The sequence below is a fragment of the Flavobacterium zepuense genome (assembly GCF_007097145.1).
Lineage (GTDB): Bacteria > Bacteroidota > Bacteroidia > Flavobacteriales > Flavobacteriaceae > Flavobacterium > Flavobacterium zepuense.
In genome coordinates this window covers 1-22,032 of sequence record NZ_VJVZ01000020.1, presented here as the reverse complement: position 1 = coordinate 22,032, position 22,032 = coordinate 1, and the positions used below count along the sequence as shown (strand labels likewise).

Genomic DNA, 22,032 nt, shown 5'->3' with positions numbered 1-22,032 from the left:
TCAGTATGAAAAGTTCCCCCTTTGGGGGTTAGGGGGCCTAATTCCTTAGCGGTTTCCCCTTAGTCAACATAAACTGTATTCTTTCAAGGGTTTTTCTTTCGCCTGTAAGCGATAAAAATGCCTCCCTTTCAAGGTCAAGAAGATACTGCTCTGTTACCAAAGTAGCTTCAGATAGGTCGCCACCCGCCATAACATAGGCCAGTTTGTTGGCAATTTTCTTATCGTGTTCAGATATGTAATGCCCGGCTTCCATACTATCGGTACCTACCATAAACATACCCAAGGCCTGTTTGCCCAGTACTTTTACATCTTTACGTTTTACCGGTTGGGTATAGCCCGCATCGGCAAGTAGTTTAGCATATTTTTTAGCCTCGGCAAGCTGCCTGTCTTTGTTTACCACTATAACGTCTTTACCTTTTTGAAGCACGCCGGTGTCAAAGGCCTCGTAGGCCGAAGTAGATACCTTAGCCATAGCCACGGTTAAGAAATACTCCTGTAACACGTTAAGTTCCACATCGTTTTTCTTAAAGGTGTCCGATGCCCTTAAGGCCATCTCCTTGCTACCACCACCGCCAGGAATAACCCCAACGCCAAACTCCACAAGGCCAATATAGGTTTCGGCAGCAGCAACAACCTTATCGGCGTGCATGCTCATTTCGCAACCGCCACCCAGGGTCATGCCATGCGGCGCAACTACTACGGGGATAGACGAATAACGAACCCTCATCATCGTATCCTGAAACATTTTAATAGCCATGTTAAGCTCATCATATTCCTGCTCTACAGCCATCATAAATATCATGCCCAGGTTCGCACCAACCGAGAAGTTAGCCGCCTGGTTGCCAATTACAAGTCCGTCGTACTCTTTTTCGGCCAGGTCAATAGCTTTGTTAATGCCTTGCAGCACACCGCCACCAATGGTATTCATTTTAGACTGGAACTCCAGGTTAATAATGCCATCGCCCAGATCCTGGATAATAGCATCGCTGTTACTCCATATTTTTTTGGTTTCGCGAATGTTGTTCAGGATAATGAATGCATCCTGACCCGGAATTTTCTTTTGCGATTTTGAGGCTAAGTCGTAGTAATACGTAGCGCCCTCTTTAATAGTGTAGAAGCTGTTGTTACCCGAAGCTAACATATCTGTAACCCAGGCGGCAGGGGTAAGGCCTTCGGCTTTCATAAGCTCAATACCTTTTTCTACGCCCACTGCATCCCAAATCTCGAACGGGCCGTTTTCCCAGCCAAAGCCGGCTTTCATGGCGTCGTCTATTTTATAAAGGTTGTCGGTAATTTCAGGTACGCGGTTAGCCACATAGGCAAACATGCCTGTAAAGTTTTTGCGGTAAAATTCGCCGGCTTTATCGGTGCCCTTAACAAGCACTTTAAAGCGGTTAATAGGCTTATCTATAGTCTTGGTAAGCTCTAAGGTAGCAAACGACGCTTTTTTAGCAGCACGGTACTCTAAAGTATCGAGGTCTAACGACAGGATATCTTTATCTACTTTTTTATAGAAACCCTGGCCGGTTTTACTACCCAGCCATTTGTTGGTCATCATGGTATTGATAAAATCAGGAACCTTAAACAGTTCGTGCACTTCATCATCAGGGCAATTGTCATAAATACCTTCGGCAACGTGTACCAGGGTATCAAGGCCAACCACATCTACCGTACGGAAGGTGGCACTTTTAGGCCTGCCAATAACGGGGCCGGTAAGTTTATCAACCTCTTCTATGGTAAGGCCCATATCTTTAGCCTGTTTAAAGAGGCTCATAATGCCGAAAATACCAATACGGTTACCAATAAAGGCAGGGGTATCTTTAGCTACTACCGATGTTTTTCCTAAGAATTTCTCGCCGTAGTTGTTTAAAAAGTCCAGTACCTCTGTTGAGGTTTGCGGACCCGGTATGATTTCGAAAAGTTTAAGGTAACGTGGTGGATTGAAGAAGTGGGTACCGCAAAAATGCTTTTTGAAGTCTTCGCTGCGGCCTTCGCTCATAAATTTTATAGGAATACCAGATGTATTTGAGGTAATAAGTGTGCCCGGCTTGCGGTATTTTTCGATGTTCTCAAAAACTTTCTGTTTAATGTCAAGGCGCTCAACAACAACTTCAATAACCCAATCGGCTTCGGCTATTTTGTGCATGTCGTCTTCGGTATTTCCGGTAGAAATGCGCTCTGCAAATTTTTGGTGGTAAATAGGAGAGGGCTTACTTTTTAACGAATTGGCCAAATGGTCGTTCACTATCCTGTTCCTCACAGCCTTATCAGTTAAACTAAGGCCTTTTTTTTGCTCAGCTTCGGTAAGTTCCCTTGGCGGGATATCCAGCAGGAGCACTTCTACACCTATATTGGCAAAATGGATAGCAATGGCAGATCCCATAATGCCGGAGCCTACAACGGCCGCCTTTTTAATAGTGCGTTTCATTCTGTTTTGTTTTTTAGTTTGGTTAATGCAACTTGCCAGGGCTTATTGCACTACGTAATATGTTTAATTGTTGATGCCTGAGCACCGTGTTTATTTATTTAGAATCGGCTTCATCATTAATAAAGATCTGCCTTTCAGATATCAGTTCGTTTATCTTCTCGGCCACCTCTATAAAATGATCCAGTTTTTCCTGAGAGATGTGCTGCCTTACAACATCGTTAAACTTTAAAACCCTGTCGCGCGACAGCTCCCTTTTTTCCTTGCCCAGTTTGGTAAGGTTAATAAGCACGCCACGCCCGTCTACCGGGTTTTTTTTGCGCGATATAAGGCCTTTGTCTTCCATGCTTTTTAAAGTGCGTGTAAGGCTTGTAGGCTCCATACCCATTTGCGGGCCAAGCGCAGTGCTTGGTATACCGTTGTCTTTATCTATAGAAAGAAGCGCAAACCCTACCGACATGCTGGCGCCATATTTAGAGGCTTCTTCATTGTACATTCTTGATACCGCCTGCCATGTTGCCCTCAGTATGTAATCTATTGTTTTTTCTTTCATAGTTAATTAGTGTTTCAAATATACAAATAAATTAGTATGCGTGCATATTAAATTAAAATTAATTTTTGGGTTCATAAAAAACTCCCTCTTTTTTTAGGGAGAATGTATATTTTATCCCTACAAGGTAAGGAATAATTTGTAAATGGGCTTTACATTAATGTTATTGCACTTGTAAAAGGTGTGTGCTATCAGCGTTGTGCCACTCGTGCTCAATATTGGTCATGAGCAGGGCATTGTCAAAAATTACCGACCCTTTGGGAATTTCATAGTGTTGCTTTTATCATTATGATTATAATAAATATCTATGTTTTAAGTAAATATAATAATTTTAGAGGATAATAGAAAACTCCCCTATTGGGGAGTATCATTTGTGTGTAAATAGTTATTACTTAAGACTTTGAATAACTTTCTCCTCAGCCTCTGTAGGCAGCAGGGTGTTGTTGGTTTTCCAGAATTCCTCGGTAAAATGAGTACCGGCAGTAAAAAGGCTTTTCTCTTTATACTTTAGTTTTTTGTCGAGATCAAACTCGCCATCCTTATAATCCATGGCAACAATATCGCTCACAAAATCAAAGGTATCATCCAGTTTATTGCCCATCTTAGCGTGAAAATTAGCCCTGTGCTTGTTATAGGTCATAATATACTTAGTGCCTTCTACTTTAAAGCCCGTTTTTTTAGACTCGTCCAGTAGGGTAAACTTCATAATAAGCGCATTGATCTCTGCAATGTACTTTTTATGCGCTTCACTATAGCTAATGTCCATTTCCAGGATGAGCTTAGTAGCAGGGTCGTACACCACAGTACCTTCCATTAATATCTTCTCAACTTCGGGTTTAGGGATTATCTTAATGATCTCTACCGATTTCCCGTTTTTATCCGTACGCATCCGTAGCTCAAAAGTATAGTTAGGGCTGCTCAGTACATTGCGGATCCCCTTAAAACTATACGCATCAGATATGGCATCGCGTACATCAAACAGGTACAGTGCGTCGGTCATTTGCTCCCTCTTGGTTGTGCCTGCATCTACAAGCCGTGAGGACCTGCTTTGTTTAACAAGCAAATCGCTTGCACCGCTTTTACGCTTAACATAGTAGTCCAACAGGCCATCTGCAAACTTGGTATACACATCGTTAACCTTAACAAATTCACGGTAGTAAGTATGCAGCAGCAGCGATTTTTCCAGCCGCTTGCGCGAATTGCCTACTATTTCCTCTAAAATTTCGTTAACCGGTCTATTCGTTACCACAACCTCTTCGAGCATAATACCGCCCGGCTCTAAAAATACCTCAAGGTTATCGTTGGATTTTTCGGGAGTAAAACTATATGTTTTATAGCTTAAGTGGCTAACGGTAATGCTTTTAGCGTTAGATGGAAGTATAATCCTAAAGCTGCCTTCTTCGTTAGCTACGGTACTAATATTGGTGTTGTCCACCGTAATGGTAGCCATGGCAACAGGCTCCAGCGTAGTGACATCTTTAATTACACCTTTAATAGTTTTTTGCTGGGCAAAGCAAAGGCCTGTGGTAAGTAATAGTAGTATAAGTAGTTGTTTCATAGTTTTATTGGTTGCGGCTAAAATAACTATTTTTACTGATTTACTCTACTAAAATGCTGTGGCAAAGGCATAAAAAACTCTCCGGTAAGGAGAGTTTAGATTTCTATTTTTCAGATGAATCACCACCATAAATCTTGTCGTAAAGCTTTTGGTATTTTTCTTTAACTGCCTTACGTTTAAGCTTTAAGGTAGGGGTCATTTCGCCGCTTTCAACACTCCAGGTATCAGGAGTTATCTCAAACTTTTTGATCTGCTCCCAATGTCCAAATTTCTTGTTGATGCCCTCAATTTCCTCCTGTATGCGGTCGTGAACTTCCTTGCTGTCCGCTATTTCCTGGTTAGAGCTAAGGTTAATGCCCTTGCGGGATGCCCACTGCTTAACAAACGCAAAATCAGGCTGAATAAAGGCAGCAGGCATCTTTTCGCCATCACCAATAACCATTATCTGCTCTATAAAGCGGCTCTGTTTCATGGCATTCTCAATAAGCTGAGGGGCAATGTATTTACCTCCGGATGTTTTAAACATCTCTTTCTTACGGTCGGTTATTTTAAGGAAACCATCCTTATCAATCAGGCCAATATCCCCGGTATGAAAATACCCGTCGGTCATAACCTCTTTGGTCTTTTCCTCGTCGTTGTAATAGCCCATCATCACATTAGGGCCTTTGCATAGTATCTCGCCGTCTTCGGCAATCTTAACTTCCACACCTTTAAGGGGTTTGCCTACGGTGCCAATTTTAAAACCACCATTGCGCTGGTCGTTTACTGCAATAACGGGCGACGTTTCCGTAAGGCCATAACCCTCCATTACAGGGATTTCTGCCGCTGCAAACACACGGGCAAGCCTTGGCTGTATGGCTGCGCTACCGCTAACCATAAGGCCTAATTTGCCACCTAAACCAGCCTTCCATTTGCTGAATATCAGCTTACGGGCAAGCCAAAGTTTAGCACCATACCATGGGCCGTTAACGCCATATGGCTCATACTCAAGGCCTACATCAACCGCCCAGAAGAATAGTTTCTTTTTGATGCCGGTAAGCGCCGAACCCTTAGCTATAATGGCATCGTACACTTTTTCCAGCAATCGTGGCACCGCCGTAATAACATCGGGCGATGTTTCTTTAATGTTATCTGTCAGTTTTTCAATGCTTTCCGCAAAATATATCGATACGCCGCAGTACTGGTAGATGTATAAGATCATGCGTTCGTAAATATGGCAAACAGGTAAAAAGCTTAGGGCTACGCTCTGGCCGTGTTCAAAAGGTACTCGTTCTGAGCTCATTAGCACATCAGACACGATATTTTTATGCGACAACATCACGCCTTTAGGCCTGCCTGTAGTACCCGATGTATAAATGATGGTAGCCAGTTCATCTTCCTTAATACTCTCTTTAATTCGGTCTACATCGTCTTGATTATCAGTGTCTTTACCCAAGTCCAGTATCTCATTCCAGTTTTTGCAGCCCGGCACTTTATCAAAAGAATACACCTCTTTTAGGTTGGGTACATTAGGCTTAACCGACATTATTTTCTTATACAACTCTTCATCCGACACGATGCAATACTGTGTCTCTGAGTGGGTTAGAATGTACTCATAATCTTCTTCAGATATGGTAGGGTATACCGGTACGTTTTGTGCCCCGGTTTGCAGTATGCCAATATCAACAATATTCCACTCGGTGCGGTTGTTAGATGATATAACGGCTATCTTGTCATTCTTTTGAATTCCCATACGTAAAAGCCCACGGGAGAAGGCGTTAGCCTTATCCAGGTACTCCTGCGTTGAGGTTTTTACCCACTCGTTTCCGTACTTAGTGACCAATGCCGCAGGCAGGTTATACTTTTTAAGCTGGTAGTACGGAAAATCAAACAGACGGGTTATATTATCCATAAATTTTTGTAAAGGTTTATCTATGCAAATTATGAAATTATATTTTATAAACCAATTAATTTAGGATGTGATAATTTTTAAATCGTGAGTCGCTGATTAAGCAATTTTGGGTCAAAAAAGGCTTAATATTTCACTTTTGGATTTCGAGATGCGCTAAAATAGGGTGTTTTAAGGGTATTTTTTGCGCTTTTTAGGCTAATATTTCACTTTTGGATTTTGAAATCGAATACAAAACTCCGTCTTCGCCATCAAAGTCAAAAAAAGCCGAGAATTCCATCCCAATTTTTTCCAAAATTCTTACAGAAGCCAAATTTGCGGTCATGGCCCTGCCAATAATTTTTAGGATGCCAAATTTTGTAAATCCGAGTTCGAGGGATGCTTTTGCGGCTTCGGTAGCGTAACCCTGATTCCAGTATTTTTTAAAGAACCGAAAGCCCAGATCACACTCCCCGGTGTCCTCCGAAAATTTTAGTCCGCACCATCCCAAAAAGGCACCATCCTCTTTCCGTATTACCGCCCAGCGCCCGTAGCCGTATTTTTTATAATGCCCATAGTTTTCTAAAAACTGCCGGGCAGCGTCAATAGTTTCAAAAACCACATCGCCGGTAAATTGAAGCACCTCCGGGTCCAGGTTAAGCTCATAAAAATGTTGCGCGTCATCAACGGTAAGTTCGCGAAGGGTAAGGCGGGGAGTGGTGGTAATTTGCATAGTTGGTTAATTTATATAAGTTTACCTTCTAAAATTTTTATTAAATCGGTGTAACCCACCTGTCTGGCGAAATCCAGCGGGGTTTTGTTAACGTTGTTAATGCTGTGCGCATCGGCACCGTGGCTAAGCAACAGTTTTACAATCCCGTAGTCTTTAGATTTTTGCCCATTAAAAACGGCAGTCCACAAGGGGGTGTTGCCATAGTTATCTTTAAGGTTTACATCGGTACCTTTATCTAATATAGCCCTGGCTATGTTATAGTTGCTGTATAGTGCGCAAAAGTGCAGCGGCGTTTGCCCGTTACTGTCCTGCGCATTTAGAGCAATACCACGGTTAATCAGGTTGATAGCCGCGGCCTCGTTTCCATTAATTATAGCCCCAAACAAAGCGTTTCTTTTGTAATCGTCTAAAGTATTGATATCAATGTCAATTGCTTTGTCCTTTGACGCTGAACCAAATAGTTTTTTTAGCAGACTCATAGATATTAATTTTTAAAAACCCCATTAAAATTTTCTATTAATCTCAACAGTTTTACTCGCTCTTCCCATCCGTTACTTTAGCATCAGTATAAGTTCCAGATGCATGCGAGTTTAACTGCAATTTACAAAAGATGTAGGCATGGATTACATATCTACCCTAATTCCAACTCATATTTGCACAATCTTTTATAATTACTATATTTACCCGCACAAACCATAACCCTACCATGAAACCATGTACCCGATGCGGCAACCTGCTTGCCGATGACGCCACCTACTGCGATAATTGTAATACAGAGCAGCCTAAAAGATTTGACGAATTTGAAATACAGGTACCGCAAAGTGCTACCTTCCTGAAAGTATTGTGCATACTGACTATAGTGGGCGTTGCTTTTACTTTGATAAGTTCGGCAGTATCGCTTACTATGGATGCCGGGGCACCGATTGAGGGAATGCAGTCGTTTTATATTGTGGCATTTGTAGCTGCCCTTGCTAAACTTATAGCTGCCATTTTAATGCTGCAAAGAAAGCTTATGGGCCTATACGTCTATTCGGTAGCAGCCGTAATAGCTATTGCCATTCAAATATATTCGGTTTCCTTAACAGCAGATTATATGAACGCCAAGATGGGCGATATGGGCGATACCATTCTTATTGCGACCACAGCAATTACAGTTTTAATAGCGCTTACTTTTTTAATATTATACTGGCTGCCTGTAAACAGAAAGCTTTTGTCTTAGTTTACCATAAATAGTTTAAACAACAACGCCCTGCATAATGTAGGGCATTGTTGTTATTGGTATGAGCCTGATGCTCGTTTCGTCTTTCAGATATTTACTATGTAGAGAAGGTTTAATTAATTTCCTTAAAATAGGTTTCTCTCGCCCTGTCAGTTAAGGTGTAATATCTTCTTTCACCTATTTTTTGATCAATAGTTTTCTTTTCACTATCAAGTAATCCTAAGTCCCTTAACTTTATCGATCTTTTTGAAACCTTTTGATACGTGCAATCTAATTCCTGTGCTAAAGAAGATGGATATTGAGGCTCTTCAATATTTAAGGAATTTAATAAACTTATATCAAACTCTGGAATCTGAATACTCTCATCTACGTTCGGAATTTCAACTGATACATGTTCTATTTCACAATTCCCCTTTCTGCAAATAGGGCATAGCATATTAAATAATTGTAGACTATTTAGTGTTTCATAGCTAAATATGTGACTACATTCGGCGTTTTGACATCTGATCTGTTTTGCATTGGATATATATTTTTTAATAATTTCAGTATAGTTAAATCGCCTTTGTATAACATATTTTCTGTCACTTCCTCTACCATAAAAAATATCTTCTTTCATACAAAGCCCGTAATTCAGAGTAAAGAAACTCATCAAGTTTTGACTGTCTTGATCTTTTTGCTCATTGTATTTTGTAATGAAAAAATTTAGTTCAAGAGATGAAATAATGTCTTCAAATTTATTATCAATGTAAAAATGGCTAGTTGGCGGTTTTTCCTTGTCTAATTGAAAAATTTTAGATTCCAAATTTGGAATCTCTCGCTTGTTACTTTTCGAGGCGGCAATAACACTTTGCAAAAGTTCTTTGAGATGATATTTTTCAAGCTTAATTGAAAATGGTTCTCTCATAAATTTATTTTGCGAAAAATAGGGGTTGATAGAATCTGAAAAATATTTCTCAGAAGCTAATTCTAAATCACGTAAACTAATACGTTCATCTTTAGCTATACTATTTTGATATGAATACCATAGTATCCACCCTACATTTCTTGGAACACTTGCAGTAATATCGAAAAGCATTTTATAATAGTCCTCGATTGGGTTTTTTGACGTATCAAAAAAATATTCAGGTAATTGGTGACAGAAATATGAAATTCTAGTTGTTAATAGCTTTTTTACGCTTTTTTGCGCTTCTGCCTGAATATCGGTAACCTTTCGTGACTGATATAAATCGTAGTAGTCCAATCTAATTTGTTCAATCTTTTGAGGGTCTATATCTCCAAGGTATATTCTTCCCGGATATGCAGCAATTTTAAATTTAAAATATTCGTCGGACCAATTATTTAAAGGTGAAACAATTGTATCTACAAATACTTTCATAGCTCTTTCTTCTATCTCTGAAAAATCATCAAGACAAATAACTACATATTTTATACCTATTTTGTTCAAAAGAACCTTTATATTATTGAGGATTACTGTGGGGTTAAAACATTTTAACAATATTTCCGAATACTTTTCCTCCATACTACTATTACTAGTTTGCTGTGAGGAATTAGTCTGCTTTGCTGAAAAATCTATAGAGGGATTTTGGTTTATATTTAAATTAAGACCTGATGTATTTTCAGTTCTTTTTTCAATATTATTCTGAGCCTCTTGGCTTACATTTTTTTCTTTTAATATCTGTATATCTATATATTCATTTTTTTCAATTTCGTCGAATATATTGTCTAATTCAATTTCGTAAGTTTTTTTATTTGGTCCAAATAATTTTGAAATATTAGCTAGGAAAAATTTTATTGTATTAGTTTTTACCTCACTTTTTATTTGATCAATTATTTGTTTCAGGAAGGTTTTATAAATTAAATATTTTTCTAGGTCAACATTAGTCATTAGATTTCTGTAGGGACCTGAATCATAAGTAAAATTCTTAGATTGCTCGAAGATTGTTTTAACGTCAATATACAAAGATAATTTATCATTATCTTTTCTATATTCATGTTGTAACCTTGCAATAATAGTAGATTTCCCTGTCCCTTTCCTACCAATTAACATTGTTGTATTAGGTCTAAGACATGACTTTAAAACAAACTCGCCATCTAATGGATCGACGTATAGTTCTTCAATAATATCGTCATCATTATTTATATCTGATAAATCTGCCCTGCGGCTTTTCTTTAATGAGTCAACCATTAAATAAAAGCTGTTTTTTTCATGGTCATTAATTTTCATAAAGTCTTTCTATTTGATTGCAATTTAGATATTTTATTTAAATAAAAAAACGCCCCCATTCCTGGAGGCGTATATCATCTATTATCTTCTGTCTTAAGGTCAAATAACTAAATAACCAAATTAACGCTTTTCGATCCACTCACGGGCATTAACAAACGCTTCGTGCCACGGCGAAACCTCGTCGGTGCGGCCTTCCGGGTAGTACGCCCAGTTCCATTGGAACATAGAGCGCTCAATGTGCGGCATCATAACCAGGTGGCGGCCGTTATCGCTTGCCATCATGGCAATATCAAAGTGGCTGCCGTTAGGGTTAGCCGGGTAGCCTTCGTAAGCATATTTAGCCACCACGTTGTATTTATCTTCTTGGTACGGCAGTTCAAACTTACCTTCACCGTGCGAAATCCAAACACCCAGGGTGCTGCCTGTGAGGGTGCTAAGCATAACCGAATTGTTTTCCTGTACCTTAACCGATGTAAAGCCGCTTTCGTGCTTGTGGCTATCGTTAAAATGCATGCGTGGCTTAACCTCGTGGTTAGGGTTTATAAGGCCAAGCTCTACAAAAAGCTGGCAGCCGTTACATATACCTACCGATAGGGTATCTTCCCTGGCAAAGAATTTCTCAAGGGCAATTTTAGCCTTTTCGTTATAAAGGAAAGCACCCGCCCATCCTTTAGCCGAACCCAGTACATCGGAGTTCGAGAAACCACCCACGGCACCAATAAACTGGATATCCTCAAGGGTTTCACGGCCCGATATAAGGTCGGTCATGTGTACGTCTTTCACATCAAAACCGGCAAGGTACATGGCGTTTGCCATTTCACGCTCAGAGTTACTACCCTTCTCACGAATAATAGCGGCTTTAGGCCTTGGCTTGCTGCCATCTAACGTTACCTTTTTACCTGTAAAATGAGCAGGGAAGGTGTATTGCAGCGGCTGGTTTTTATAGTTGTTGTAACGCTCCTGTGCTTTTTGCTTACCACTTTGTTTCTGGTCTAACAGGTACGATGTTTTAAACCAGGTATCACGGGTTTCGGCCACATCAAAAGTAAGATTGGCGTCGCCGTTTTTAACGGTTACTGTATTGCCCTCTTTAGGCGTACCAATAAGCGTAAAGGCTACATTGTTTTTAGCCAGTTCGGCCTCTATAGAAGCATCCGCCTGAATTACAATAGCAATGTTCTCTGCAAACAGGGCTTTAACCGTATCAGCCTCGTTAAGGTTGGTAAGGTCGTACTCTGCACCAAGGTTAACCTGTGCAAAGCTCATTTCAAGCAGGGTAGTAATTAAACCGCCGCTGCCTATATCGTGGCCCGCTGCAATTTTACCCGCTTTTATAAGATACTGAATTACGTTGAATGTGTTTTTAAACGCTGCTGCATCTTTAATCGTGGGAACTTCGTTGCCGACTTTATTAAGAACCTGCGCGAACGATGATCCGCCCAGTTTGTAGGTATCGCCACTTAGGTTGATGTGGTAAATGTTACCGCCATCTTTTTTAAGAACCGGCTCTACTACCTTACGGATATCGCTACAGTTACCTGCGGCAGAAATTATAACCGTACCCGGGGCAATAACATCGCCATCAGGGTATTTTTGTTTCATTGATAGCGAATCCTTACCCGTAGGTATATTGATCCCTAATTCTATAGCAAAATCGCTACAGCCCTGTACTGCTTCGTATAAACGGGCATCTTCGCCTTCGTTTTTACAAGCCCACATCCAGTTAGCCGAAAGCGACACGCTTTTAAGTCCGTCTTTTAACGGGGCAAAAACAATGTTAGACAGCGCCTCGCCAATAGAGTTACGGCTACCCGCAACCGGGTCTACCAGTGCCGAAACCGGCGAGTGGCCTATGGTGGTTGCTATACCTTCTTTACCGGCATAGTCTAACGCCATAACACCTACATTGTTAAGCGGAAGCTGAATAGGCCCGGCAGTTTGCTGCTTGGCAACTTTACCGCCCACACAACGGTCTACCTTATTGGTTAACCAATCTTTACAGGCAACAGCTTCCAGCTGAAGTACCTGGTTTAGGTACTCGTGTACTTTTTCCTGAGAATATTCCGGGTTAGCGTAGTTGGCTACAACCGCAGTATCGCTCATTATAGTTTTTGGCGATGAGCCAAACATATCTTCAAGGGCAAAATCCATTGGTTTTGCATGAGTGGTAGCGCTCTCAAAAGTAAATCGGTGATCGCCCGTAACATCACCTACAGCATACATTGGGCTACGCTCACGGTCGGCAATGCGTTGCAGGGTGTCAATATCTTTTTGTCCAATAACAAGGCCCATACGTTCCTGGCTCTCGTTACCAATTATTTCTTTAGCCGAAAGGGTAGGGTCGCCCACCGGCAATTTATCAAGGTCTATTTTACCGCCGGTTTCTTCCACGAGTTCCGACAGGCAGTTTAAGTGCCCGCCCGCACCGTGATCGTGAATAGAAACTATTGGGTTGTGCTCGCTCTCTACCAAACCACGAACGGCGTTGGCAGCACGTTTTTGCATCTCCGGGTTGGAACGCTGTATCGCGTTAAGCTCTATACCCGAATTGAAAGCGCCTGTATCGGCAGATGACACTGCTGCACCACCCATACCAATACGGTAGTTTTCGCCACCAAGTATCACTATTTTATCGCCCACCTGCGGTTTTTGTTTTGCCGCCTGGCTTGCTTTACCGTAGCCAATACCACCGGCAAGCATTATAACTTTATCAAAGCCCAGTTTGCGTGGCTTTTCTTCTCCCCCTTGGGGGGAGTTAGAGGGGGCTTCGGTATGTTCAAATGTTAGTACCGACCCTGTAATAAGCGGCTGCCCAAATTTATTACCAAAGTCAGACGCTCCGTTAGACGCTTTTATAAGGATATCCATTGGGGTTTGATACAGCCAGTTGCGCTCGTCCATACCGTTTTCCCAAGGCCTGTTTTCTTCAAGGCGCGAGTATGATGTCATATACACCGCCGTACCTGCAAGGGGTAACGACCCCTGCCCACCGGCAAGCCTGTCGCGAATTTCGCCACCGGCACCTGTTGCAGCGCCATTAAAAGGCTCTACAGTAGTAGGGAAGTTATGTGTCTCAGCTTTTATCGAGATAACCGAATCAAATTCTGTTACCTGGTAAAAGTCGGGTTTATCAGCCGTTTTAGGGGCAAATTGCTCCACACGCGGCCCTTTAACAAAGGCAACATTATCTTTATAAGCCGATACGATATCGTTAGGATTTTCTACCGATGTTTTTTTGATAAGCTTGAATAACGATGAAGGTTTCTCTTCGCCATCAATAACAAACGTACCATTAAATATTTTGTGGCGGCAGTGCTCTGAGTTTACTTGGCTAAAGCCGAAAACTTCAGAGTCGGTTAGTTTCCTGCCCAGTTTAGTGGCAAGGTCGTTAAGGTAATCTACCTCTTCAGGGTTAAGCGCAAGGCCTTCCTGCTGGTTGTAAGCGGCAATATCCTCAATTTCAAGGATAGCTTCCGGCTTAATGTTTATGGTGTAAATGTCCTGGTTAAGGCCGTTATACTTTTGAGAAAGCATCGGGTCAAAACTTGCGGTAGCTTCGTCGGCCTTTTCAAACTCCTCAATGCGGATAATGCCTGTAATGCCCATATTCTGGGTAATCTCAACGGCATTGGTACTCCACGGGGTGATCATGGTGGCACGCGGACCAACAAAAAAATCCGTAAGTACGGATTTTTCTATTTTATGAGCGTTGCCAAAAAGCCAGTTTAATTTTGAAATATCCTCTGCCGAAAGTTCGTTTTGCGCCTGTACCGCAAAAACCGTATTGGTCTGGTTTCCGAAGAAATGGATCATTTTTATGTGTGTTGTTGTTTAAAGGGGCAAAATTAGTTATTTATTAGTAATTAGGCAATAGCAAGTTGAGAGGTTATTTGTAATCATATTCAATATTCTGTAGTTCATTTCTATTTAAGAGAATACTTATATCCGAGAGGTCTCCTAGATATAGTTTTATGGGTTCATTATTGGTATTTGCTATCCAATACCTTATTTCTTTTTGTTTTTCGAATTTTATCGATTTATTAAAAACGTTAAGATCACCCTCATATATTTTATCATCATAATATAAAACAGGATGAAATTCGAATTGTAATTGCTCTTTTTTGATGGCTGCTTCCATTCGCCTCAAAAACTCAAGAGTGTCAAATATATATATAGCATAATCACCCCAGTCAATTGCACTCAAATCTAAATCTAATTTTTTAAAAGTCTCTGAGGGTTCAATAGTTTTTGTTTCCACGCCATATAGGCAGTACAAGTTGCCCTTGAGATTAGGATTTTTTAAATGTATCTGACCTTTGTCACTTAAAAATGTTTTATCTTTAAATTCAAGTTTAATATTTTTAGCCTGAATTAATTTAATATCGCCGTCATTTGGATCGGCCATTAAATTTTCTTGAGGAAGATTTTGAAAGTAATCAAGGGTATTACAGAAAATTTCTCCATCATAGAATAATTTCTCCATAAACTCCTTGTTTCCAACTTTAATAAAAGAGCAGTAATATTTTTGTTTTTCCTCCATTTTAACGCTTTAAAAATTCTTCTCAATAAAATCTATAGCGTCCTCATATGGCGTATCAGACCATCCGCCTGTTTCGAACAATAAGCCGTCAAAATTCCAAATGCCAATCACATCATAATAGTCAAGTTCTATAGATATGGTTTTACCATTTTTTTGGTAAATAGCTACACTGCTATTTCCAACTATGATACCTGCACATTTGCCAGTAATACCTACCGCTTTGTAAAATGTAAGGTGTTTAAATATTTCGGGTAATTTTTGCGCTATTATTCGGTATAAATCTTTTCCAAAACCGTCATAACGTTTGGTACAGTCGTGAAAACTCTCCTGTTCAAAAATTTGGCAATCGCCTAATAATTCTTCGGTTACTAAATCCATATTAGCAAAATAATGTATTTATAAGTTAAAAATCCGGCTACTAAGCCGGATTATGTTATTTGTGAAAATTCGTGTCTAAACCTTACTTCCTCTTCATTAAAATTTCCATGCTTTTGTATTCTTTACCGTCTTTGGTGTCGTAGGCAACAAGTTTACGGGTGTTGGCATCAACAATCGTATAAAGCTCCCTGAATTTAACCGTTTTGCCGGTTAGTGGATCGGGCATATCGCCTTTAAAGGTTACTGTTTTTGTAGCAGGGTTGTACGTGCCTGTGGCAACCATCATACCCGTACCGCTGTTATCTATAAAGGTTGAAGTAAACTCTTTAGACTTGTTGTTGTAAGCTATCGTGTTCTTAGCTTCCCATTCCATACCCATAAGATTGCCCTTGTAGGTTACTTCCTGATAGCGGCCGCCCATTATCATTTTAGACTCTGATGTAGATTTACTCGTCTCGGGCTTGGCATTAGCGTCCATCCAAAACGTCATTTCTACATCCCATGTCCCGGTTTCGTCGGCAAGCATTTTGTGCATGTCGCCGGGGGTAGCATAGGCTTCCCAGGCTTTTTGCATGGCTGCTTCTTCTTTAGTTTGTGCTGTTGCGCTGCCTATGGTAAGGCATAGTGCAAGCACGCTAAGTGTTGTAAATAAATTTTTCATAATGTTGGTTTTACGTTTGTTAGCCTAAAATTATGAAAAATAAAGTTATAATTTTCCTAAAATTACTCGGCAGGTTCGGCCTGGCTTTCATAGGCACCTATATCAGCCCCCGTAGCTGGCCTTGATGCTCCCGTAATATCAAACGGAACCTGTGCAGCAATGGCAGGATCAGCAGTGCCTTCCGCGCCGGGAAATTCCGGCGTTCCGGTAGTATCGGTAAATAAGTTGAACTTATTATTGTCAGGGTCTTCAAAATTAGGCGTGTTGCGTGTAGAACTACGGGCTAAAATACAGCCATTGTAAGCAACAACAGTTGGCTCGTTACCTGTGCCTGCATCGCCGGGGTACAAATCTTCATTCCTAAACTGGTTTGTACTGTCTACCAGTTTAATAAGGCAGTGATTAAAAATTATATGGAAACTATCGCTTGTAGATTGCTTTTCTAACGATAGGCCTACGTTACCCGACCCATACATAATGCAATTATCAAAATTAGCGGTCAATTCGGCAGGGTATACGGTGGTTTCATCCTGAATGTAGTCATTTACAAGCAGCGGAACCTGGTTATAGGCATTAAAGTAGTTGGAAAAAGTACTGTGTTTAAAGTTATAGAGTCCGCCATAAATTAAGCCTACAGCAGCCTGCCCGGCATTACCTGCCACTAAGTTATTGCCCGAAATGTTAGAGGTATACGCCAATATACCAAAGTTAGAGCAGTTGTAAATTTGCGAGTTGTCTATTTGTAGCTTAGGAGTAGTATTAGCATCAATACGTTGCGATAAAATGCCCACCGTAGCATTTTTAAGCGTAAGGTGATTGATGGTATTATCGGCACCCGACATTAATAATATAGCACCCCACTGACCCGGTACATCGGCAAAATCGGGTTCCAGGCGGTCGCCTTCAAAAACTACCTCATTATCATTAGTCCCAGCAGTGGAAACTGCCCCATTAATATTTAACGTGGCCCCCGGGCGTACCATTAAACCCGAATCGGCATGAAAATGTACTCTCGCCCCGGGATTTACTGTAAGGGTTTTACCTGTAGGCACGGTGGCATAACCATATATTACATATGGTTTTGTATTGTTCCAAATCAATTCGTTATCATGGTCGGCCTCATCTAAATTAAAGCCGTAAACATAAGTAGCTTCGCCATCATCGGTAAGTTCATCATCGTAACGCACGGCCTCATATTCGCCCTGATCGTTACGCTGCGGGAATAAAAAATACGCATCCTGAACAAGCGTAACCAGTTCTACCTGCTGCTGGCCTGCGCTCCCGCTAAACTGAATTTGGTCGGTATACAAAAACGTAGTATTGTTGTTAGTGTATTCGCTATAATCTATAGTAGTTTCTATAAACACAAACATACTGTCTTTTGCCAGCAGCTCTACATTGTTAAATACCTTGCCGGGAACACCATCTACCATAAGGCGGTATTTAGAGTTTTCGCCCTGACCCAGTTTTATGCTGGGTATACTAATATCTTTATCGCTGCGGTTGTATACCTTTAATGTATAAGTGCTGGATCCAATGTTACTAAACACAGTATCAAGGTATACGGTGTCGCGGGAGAATTCAAGTCCGGTACCATTACTGGCTTCAAACTCAAAATCATCACGGCATGAAGTAAAGGTTACAGCAAAGCCTAATAAAAGTAATAGTAAAAGATGACGCATATAAATAACAATTTTTGGTAAAAGTAGCTATTAATTCTAAATTTTTAAAAGCAATTGTAGTGTTAACGCAGCAAAAGTAATTTTAGTTTAAAAATGCGGGTCGAAAGTCATCAAGTCTTAAAGTGGAAAGTCGTAATGTCATAAAGTCTTAAAATCTAAAGTCAAAAGTCCGAAAGGTACCCATCCCAACCTCCGTTCTCCTTTGGAGAGGGGGTTGGGGGCGAGGTCGATCGGTCAAAAGTTCAAATCAAATCCATTCCACGCTCCTTCATTTTGAGATTAGAGTAAGCTCTTTTGACTTTATGACTTTTAAGCCTGAATGGCTTTAGACTTTAAGACTTTCGACGATCTTATTTAGCTTTCGACTCTTTTCCCTACTTTTACACTTTAAACTTATACCAATGGCTTTTGATAAAGACAAGGCACTAAAAATGTGCAACGATTACAGTAAAAATACCCTTATGGAAACCCTTGAGATCGTGTATACCGATGCCGGAGAAGGTTTTCTTGAGGCTAAAATGCCCGTTAACCCGCGCGTACATCAACCTATGGGGCTGCTGCACGGTGGGGCAAGTGTTGCTCTTGCCGAGAGTGTGGGCAGTGCCGCATCGCTTATGTTTGTAAATCCTGAGTTGCAGGAAGTGCGCGGCATAGAAATTTCGGCCAACCACCTGCGTAGCAAGCGCGATGGCGTTGTAACCGGAACGGCACGCATAGTGCACCAGGGCAGGAGCCTGCACTTGTGGGAGGTTAAAATTACCGACGAACAAGGCAAACTGATATCGCTTTGTAAAATTACAAATATGGTACTGCCAAGAAAACGTAATGTTTAGCCACTAATTTCACGAATTGCACCAATACTTTATCTTCAATTTTAATTTGTGAAATTGGTGTAATTCGTGGCAAAAGTATTTTTATGACGCATTTATTTTCCCGACTTAAAGAACAATTACAAACAGGGTTTCCGTTCGCGGTTTACAGCAAGCCCGGCAGTACCATAATAAACGGTGTATTTCAGAATGACAGTTCAATCCACGCTGTAAATTATAACGGCAGCGGATTTGTATTTGCACCATTTGCCCTGGGCAAAACCGTATTTATTCCCGCCCACGCGGCCGATATTATTTCGGCTGAAATGGACTTGGATGTAAACATTCCTGATGCTCCTCTACAGCCGGCCATTGATGTTAATGCCAAATCTCATTTTGAAAAACTTGTGGTGCAAAGTGTAGCGGCGATTAAAAGCGGTGCATTTCAAAAACTGGTGTTATCGCGTAAAGAACTCGTACATTTGGCGGAAGCCGATGTTGTAGCGATTTTCCAAAAATTGCTGGTAACCTATCCTAACGCGTTTAGGTACTGTTTTTACGATCCGCAAGCCGGATTGTGGATGGGAGCCACGCCAGAGCAGCTTTTAAAGGTAGAAAACCATACCCTGCATACCGTTGCCCTTGCGGGTACTCAACTGTATAAAGCAGGGGAGGAGGCCGTTTGGGAAGAAAAGGAAAGGCAGGAACAAAAATTTGTGACCGATTATATAGTCTCTGAACTTGCAGATTATACTGCCAACGTAGACACTACCGAGCCGTACACCTTTAGGGCAGGCAACATCGTACACATTAAAACGGATATTTCGGCAGAGCTTAAAGATGTTGATAGTCTGTATGCAGTTATTAATACCCTGCACCCCACGCCAGCCGTATGCGGACTGCCAAAGAGTAATGCTAAAGAGTACCTGTTAGCGAACGAAGACTATGACAGGGAATACTATGCAGGCTTTTTAGGCGAGCTTAACCACGACTTTGCAATCGGCCAGCCTAAAACCGACCTGTTTGTTAATCTGCGCTGCATGAAAATTCAGGACGATACAGCACACCTATACATAGGTTGCGGTATTACTACCGATAGCGACCCTCAAAAAGAATTTTTAGAAACCGTAAATAAGAGCATGACCATGCGTAAGGTAATTTAGCAATCTGCAAATATCTTAAAGTATCAATTAAAAGATAAATTTGTGGGAATTGGTGTAATTCGTGGCTAAATTTGCAGCCGAATTAGATAATACAATAATGAAATTAGATATACTTGTTTTTGGCGCGCACCCCGATGATATTGAGTTAAGCTGTGGCGCCACAATAGCCAAAGAAATAGCACTTGGTAAAAAAGTAGGCATTGTAGACCTTACCCGTGGCGAACTTGGTACACGTGGCACAGCCGAAATTCGGGACAAAGAAGCAGCCGATGCTGCAAAGATTTTAGGAGTGAGCATAAGGGAGAACCTTAAATTTAGGGATGGCTTTTTTATAAATGACGAAGCGCACCAACTGGAGGTTATAAAAATGATTCGCAAATACCAGCCCGAAATTGTAATAGCCAACGCTATAGACGACAGGCATATAGATCATGCAAAGGGCAGTAAATTAGTGTCGGATGCAGCATTTTTATCAGGATTACGAAGAATAGAAACGCAATATGATGGCGATGTCCAGCAGGAGTGGAGGCCAAAACTGGTATATCACTACATACAGTGGAAAAACCTTACACCCGATTTTGTGGTAGATGTAACCGGGTTTATGGATGTTAAAGTGGCATCGTTAATGGCATACAAGTCGCAATTTTATGATCCCAATAGTACCGAGCCGGTAACGCCCATTGCTACAAAAAACTTTAAAGACAGCATACTTTACCGTGCAGCCGACTTGGGCAGGCTAATTAATACAGAATTTGCCGAAGGTTTTACTGTAGAAAGGCATTTGGCAGTGAACAGTTTAGCCGATTTGATATAAATTTGTTGTAAAAAAGTGTAATTTTTGTTTGCAAAAACGGTTAAATAAATTACATTTGCACTCGCAAAACAAATGGTGATTGTAGCTCAGTTGGTTAGAGCGTTGGATTGTGGTTCCAAAGGTCGGGGGTTCGAGACCCCTCATTCACCCTAATTTATGAGCCTCTTAAGTAATTAAGAGGCTTTTTTTATGGTTTTTTTTGCTCTACTTATTATATAAAAGCACTGCTGTATAATCCAATATAATTTTGTACTATTATACTAACTATTAATCAACATAAAAATGGACTATTCTGCTTTAGAATCTGATTTTGAATGTGCGTGCGATGATGTGATTAAAAACCTGGGTAACCAATATAAAACAGGATATCAATCGGGCGGTTTGGGTATGCTCGAAGCTTTTTTTGATCTTATAAAATCCGAGTTTGATAAAGCGGCGCAATTATTCATACAATCAAATAATATTTCAGAAAATCCTGATGCGCTAAAACTTATTCATACCATTGCAAAAAAGCATGCCAAGAAATGTGTTGAGTTTTATGGCAGGGTAGTTTAAGATTAGAGATTTTTAATTTAGATACGAAAAATTTTACTAATTTTAAGTTAAATTTTATAACTGGACTGTAAAACCAATTTGTTTATTTTGCCGTAAATTAAAATTTACAATAGAAGTATAAATGGAGTTTAATTATAAACAGTTAGAAGGGCAGTTGGAAAAGGTGTGTAGTGATGTGCAAAAAGATTTTCATAAAAAATTTAATAGCGACATATATATATCGGCTGGTGGTTCTAAACTCGAAGCCTTTATAAACGACCTTCAAAAAGAATTCGAAAATACCGCCGTTGCATTTTTATCTAAACACCGCTTGGAAAAAGATACTGAAGCAAAACGCAGGGTATTTAATATAACCAAGCTCTACGCAAAAAAGTGTATAGAAGATTTTAGTAAAATATAAAACTACACAATAGACAACAATGGCTTTGCAATGCAGGGCCATTGTTGTTTAAACACACTCCTTATATATAGTAGTATATTATATAGATACACAAGCCGGGTTTACCCGGCTTTTTTTATACCTATATATAAGGAGTGTGCTATTTAGTACAAGCCTGTATATATAGCTATACCGTCCTTCGCTCCCCACTTTGGAGAGGGGCCGGGGGAGAGGACAAGCATACCTATATATATAAGTAGTAATAAAGCTTCGCGAAACTTTGCGTCTGCTTTGCGGAATTCAAAACCCCTAATTCGTGCCAATAGGTAAAATATGTGTCTTATTATATATAAGAGTATAAACATTGCGTGATAAGAGCCTGCCTGTAACAAAAAGTAAAAAAACTTTCTCACTCAAACTTCACGTTAACAAACAGTTAAGAAAAGTGCGATAAAAAAGATGCAATTAAACGAAT

Annotated in this window: 18 protein-coding genes and 1 tRNA gene; 7 read left to right on the top strand and 12 right to left on the bottom strand. The window is 40.5% G+C overall.

Annotated elements, in window-relative coordinates:
* Positions 1–37 precede the first annotated feature (37 nt).
* The 6 genes from FMM05_RS20430 to FMM05_RS20405 all read right to left on the bottom strand — a co-directional run bounded on the left by FMM05_RS20430 (position 38) and on the right by FMM05_RS20405 (position 7,612).
* Positions 38–2,428 (bottom strand): 3-hydroxyacyl-CoA dehydrogenase/enoyl-CoA hydratase family protein, encoded by a 2,391-nt coding sequence (locus FMM05_RS20430; RefSeq protein ID WP_143375284.1) that lies wholly within the window; start codon positions 2,426–2,428, stop codon positions 38–40.
* A 94-nt stretch (positions 2,429–2,522) separates the two neighbouring features.
* Positions 2,523–2,978, bottom strand: a complete 456-nt coding sequence (locus FMM05_RS20425) for a MarR family winged helix-turn-helix transcriptional regulator (RefSeq protein ID WP_143375283.1) — start codon at positions 2,976–2,978, stop codon at positions 2,523–2,525.
* A 385-nt stretch (positions 2,979–3,363) separates the two neighbouring features.
* A complete protein-coding gene (locus FMM05_RS20420; RefSeq protein ID WP_143375282.1) occupies positions 3,364–4,533 on the bottom strand; it encodes a carboxypeptidase-like regulatory domain-containing protein in 1,170 nt (389 codons plus the stop codon).
* 103 nt (positions 4,534–4,636) lie between these two features.
* On the bottom strand, positions 4,637–6,424 hold the full coding sequence (locus FMM05_RS20415; protein WP_143375281.1) for an AMP-dependent synthetase/ligase: 1,788 nt from the start codon (positions 6,422–6,424) through the stop codon (positions 4,637–4,639).
* A 190-nt stretch (positions 6,425–6,614) separates the two neighbouring features.
* Positions 6,615–7,133, bottom strand: coding sequence for a GNAT family N-acetyltransferase (locus tag FMM05_RS20410; protein WP_143375280.1), 519 nt, complete (start codon positions 7,131–7,133; stop codon positions 6,615–6,617).
* 11 nt (positions 7,134–7,144) lie between these two features.
* Positions 7,145–7,612: an ankyrin repeat domain-containing protein gene (locus FMM05_RS20405; protein WP_143375279.1), complete on the bottom strand. Its 468-nt coding sequence runs from the start codon at positions 7,610–7,612 to the stop codon at positions 7,145–7,147.
* A 227-nt stretch (positions 7,613–7,839) separates the two neighbouring features.
* Between FMM05_RS20405 and FMM05_RS20400 the strand changes: the two genes are divergently transcribed.
* The gene (locus FMM05_RS20400; protein WP_143375278.1) at positions 7,840–8,352 is read left to right on the top strand and encodes a zinc ribbon domain-containing protein; all 513 of its coding nucleotides are present in this window, start codon (positions 7,840–7,842) and stop codon (positions 8,350–8,352) included.
* A gap of 112 nt (positions 8,353–8,464) precedes the next feature.
* Here FMM05_RS20400 and FMM05_RS20395 read toward each other — a convergent pair whose 3' ends face one another.
* From FMM05_RS20395 to FMM05_RS20370, 6 genes are all read right to left on the bottom strand, one after another.
* Complete coding sequence (locus tag FMM05_RS20395) at positions 8,465–10,576, bottom strand: hypothetical protein (RefSeq protein ID WP_143375277.1); 2,112 nt, start codon at positions 10,574–10,576, stop codon at positions 8,465–8,467.
* 120 nt (positions 10,577–10,696) lie between these two features.
* On the bottom strand, positions 10,697–14,389 hold the full coding sequence (gene purL / locus FMM05_RS20390) for a phosphoribosylformylglycinamidine synthase (RefSeq protein WP_143375276.1): 3,693 nt from the start codon (positions 14,387–14,389) through the stop codon (positions 10,697–10,699).
* A gap of 73 nt (positions 14,390–14,462) precedes the next feature.
* Entirely contained in the window at positions 14,463–15,116 is a 654-nt protein-coding gene (locus FMM05_RS20385) for a hypothetical protein (RefSeq protein WP_143375275.1), read from the bottom strand.
* Between the two features lie 9 nt (positions 15,117–15,125).
* The gene (locus FMM05_RS20380) at positions 15,126–15,494 is read right to left on the bottom strand and encodes a hypothetical protein (RefSeq protein ID WP_143375274.1); all 369 of its coding nucleotides are present in this window, start codon (positions 15,492–15,494) and stop codon (positions 15,126–15,128) included.
* 82 nt (positions 15,495–15,576) lie between these two features.
* Complete coding sequence (locus tag FMM05_RS20375; RefSeq protein WP_143375273.1) at positions 15,577–16,155, bottom strand: DUF1579 domain-containing protein; 579 nt, start codon at positions 16,153–16,155, stop codon at positions 15,577–15,579.
* A 62-nt stretch (positions 16,156–16,217) separates the two neighbouring features.
* Positions 16,218–17,837: a hypothetical protein gene (locus FMM05_RS20370; RefSeq protein WP_143375272.1), complete on the bottom strand. Its 1,620-nt coding sequence runs from the start codon at positions 17,835–17,837 to the stop codon at positions 16,218–16,220.
* 401 nt (positions 17,838–18,238) lie between these two features.
* Between FMM05_RS20370 and FMM05_RS20365 the strand changes: the two genes are divergently transcribed.
* The 6 genes from FMM05_RS20365 to FMM05_RS20340 all read left to right on the top strand — a co-directional run bounded on the left by FMM05_RS20365 (position 18,239) and on the right by FMM05_RS20340 (position 21,578).
* Complete coding sequence (locus FMM05_RS20365) at positions 18,239–18,670, top strand: PaaI family thioesterase (RefSeq protein WP_143375271.1); 432 nt, start codon at positions 18,239–18,241, stop codon at positions 18,668–18,670.
* 83 nt (positions 18,671–18,753) lie between these two features.
* A complete protein-coding gene (locus tag FMM05_RS20360) occupies positions 18,754–19,809 on the top strand; it encodes an isochorismate synthase (protein WP_143375270.1) in 1,056 nt (351 codons plus the stop codon).
* Between the two features lie 97 nt (positions 19,810–19,906).
* Positions 19,907–20,623, top strand: a complete 717-nt coding sequence (gene bshB1, locus FMM05_RS20355; protein WP_143375269.1) for a bacillithiol biosynthesis deacetylase BshB1 — start codon at positions 19,907–19,909, stop codon at positions 20,621–20,623.
* A 74-nt stretch (positions 20,624–20,697) separates the two neighbouring features.
* A tRNA-His gene (locus FMM05_RS20350) sits at positions 20,698–20,773 on the top strand.
* A gap of 132 nt (positions 20,774–20,905) precedes the next feature.
* Entirely contained in the window at positions 20,906–21,178 is a 273-nt protein-coding gene (locus FMM05_RS20345) for a hypothetical protein (protein WP_143375268.1), read from the top strand.
* Positions 21,179–21,299: 121 nt separating this feature from the next.
* On the top strand, positions 21,300–21,578 hold the full coding sequence (locus FMM05_RS20340) for a hypothetical protein (RefSeq protein ID WP_143375267.1): 279 nt from the start codon (positions 21,300–21,302) through the stop codon (positions 21,576–21,578).
* Positions 21,579–22,032 lie beyond the last annotated feature (454 nt).

Excerpts from the sequence above, each read along its gene's own strand:
- FMM05_RS20380 (WP_143375274.1), bottom strand. The coding sequence starts at position 15,494 with ATGGATTTAGTAACCGAAGAATTATTAGGCGATTGCCAAATTTTTGAA.
- FMM05_RS20420 (WP_143375282.1), bottom strand. The coding sequence starts at position 4,533 with ATGAAACAACTACTTATACTACTATTACTTACCACAGGCCTTTGCTTT.
- FMM05_RS20405 (WP_143375279.1), bottom strand. The coding sequence starts at position 7,612 with ATGAGTCTGCTAAAAAAACTATTTGGTTCAGCGTCAAAGGACAAAGCA.
- FMM05_RS20375 (WP_143375273.1), bottom strand. The coding sequence starts at position 16,155 with ATGAAAAATTTATTTACAACACTTAGCGTGCTTGCACTATGCCTTACC.
- FMM05_RS20395 (WP_143375277.1), bottom strand. The coding sequence starts at position 10,576 with ATGAAAATTAATGACCATGAAAAAAACAGCTTTTATTTAATGGTTGAC.
- FMM05_RS20400 (WP_143375278.1), top strand. The coding sequence starts at position 7,840 with ATGAAACCATGTACCCGATGCGGCAACCTGCTTGCCGATGACGCCACC.
- FMM05_RS20365 (WP_143375271.1), top strand. The coding sequence starts at position 18,239 with ATGGCTTTTGATAAAGACAAGGCACTAAAAATGTGCAACGATTACAGT.
- FMM05_RS20410 (WP_143375280.1), bottom strand. The coding sequence starts at position 7,133 with ATGCAAATTACCACCACTCCCCGCCTTACCCTTCGCGAACTTACCGTT.
- FMM05_RS20345 (WP_143375268.1), top strand. The coding sequence starts at position 20,906 with ATGGACTATTCTGCTTTAGAATCTGATTTTGAATGTGCGTGCGATGAT.
- FMM05_RS20370 (WP_143375272.1), bottom strand. The coding sequence starts at position 17,837 with ATGCGTCATCTTTTACTATTACTTTTATTAGGCTTTGCTGTAACCTTT.
- bshB1 (WP_143375269.1), top strand. The coding sequence starts at position 19,907 with ATGAAATTAGATATACTTGTTTTTGGCGCGCACCCCGATGATATTGAG.
- FMM05_RS20360 (WP_143375270.1), top strand. The coding sequence starts at position 18,754 with ATGACGCATTTATTTTCCCGACTTAAAGAACAATTACAAACAGGGTTT.
- FMM05_RS20385 (WP_143375275.1), bottom strand. The coding sequence starts at position 15,116 with ATGGAGGAAAAACAAAAATATTACTGCTCTTTTATTAAAGTTGGAAAC.
- FMM05_RS20340 (WP_143375267.1), top strand. The coding sequence starts at position 21,300 with ATGGAGTTTAATTATAAACAGTTAGAAGGGCAGTTGGAAAAGGTGTGT.
- FMM05_RS20415 (WP_143375281.1), bottom strand. The coding sequence starts at position 6,424 with ATGGATAATATAACCCGTCTGTTTGATTTTCCGTACTACCAGCTTAAA.
- FMM05_RS20425 (WP_143375283.1), bottom strand. The coding sequence starts at position 2,978 with ATGAAAGAAAAAACAATAGATTACATACTGAGGGCAACATGGCAGGCG.
- FMM05_RS20430 (WP_143375284.1), bottom strand. The coding sequence starts at position 2,428 with ATGAAACGCACTATTAAAAAGGCGGCCGTTGTAGGCTCCGGCATTATG.
- purL (WP_143375276.1), bottom strand. The coding sequence starts at position 14,389 with ATGATCCATTTCTTCGGAAACCAGACCAATACGGTTTTTGCGGTACAG.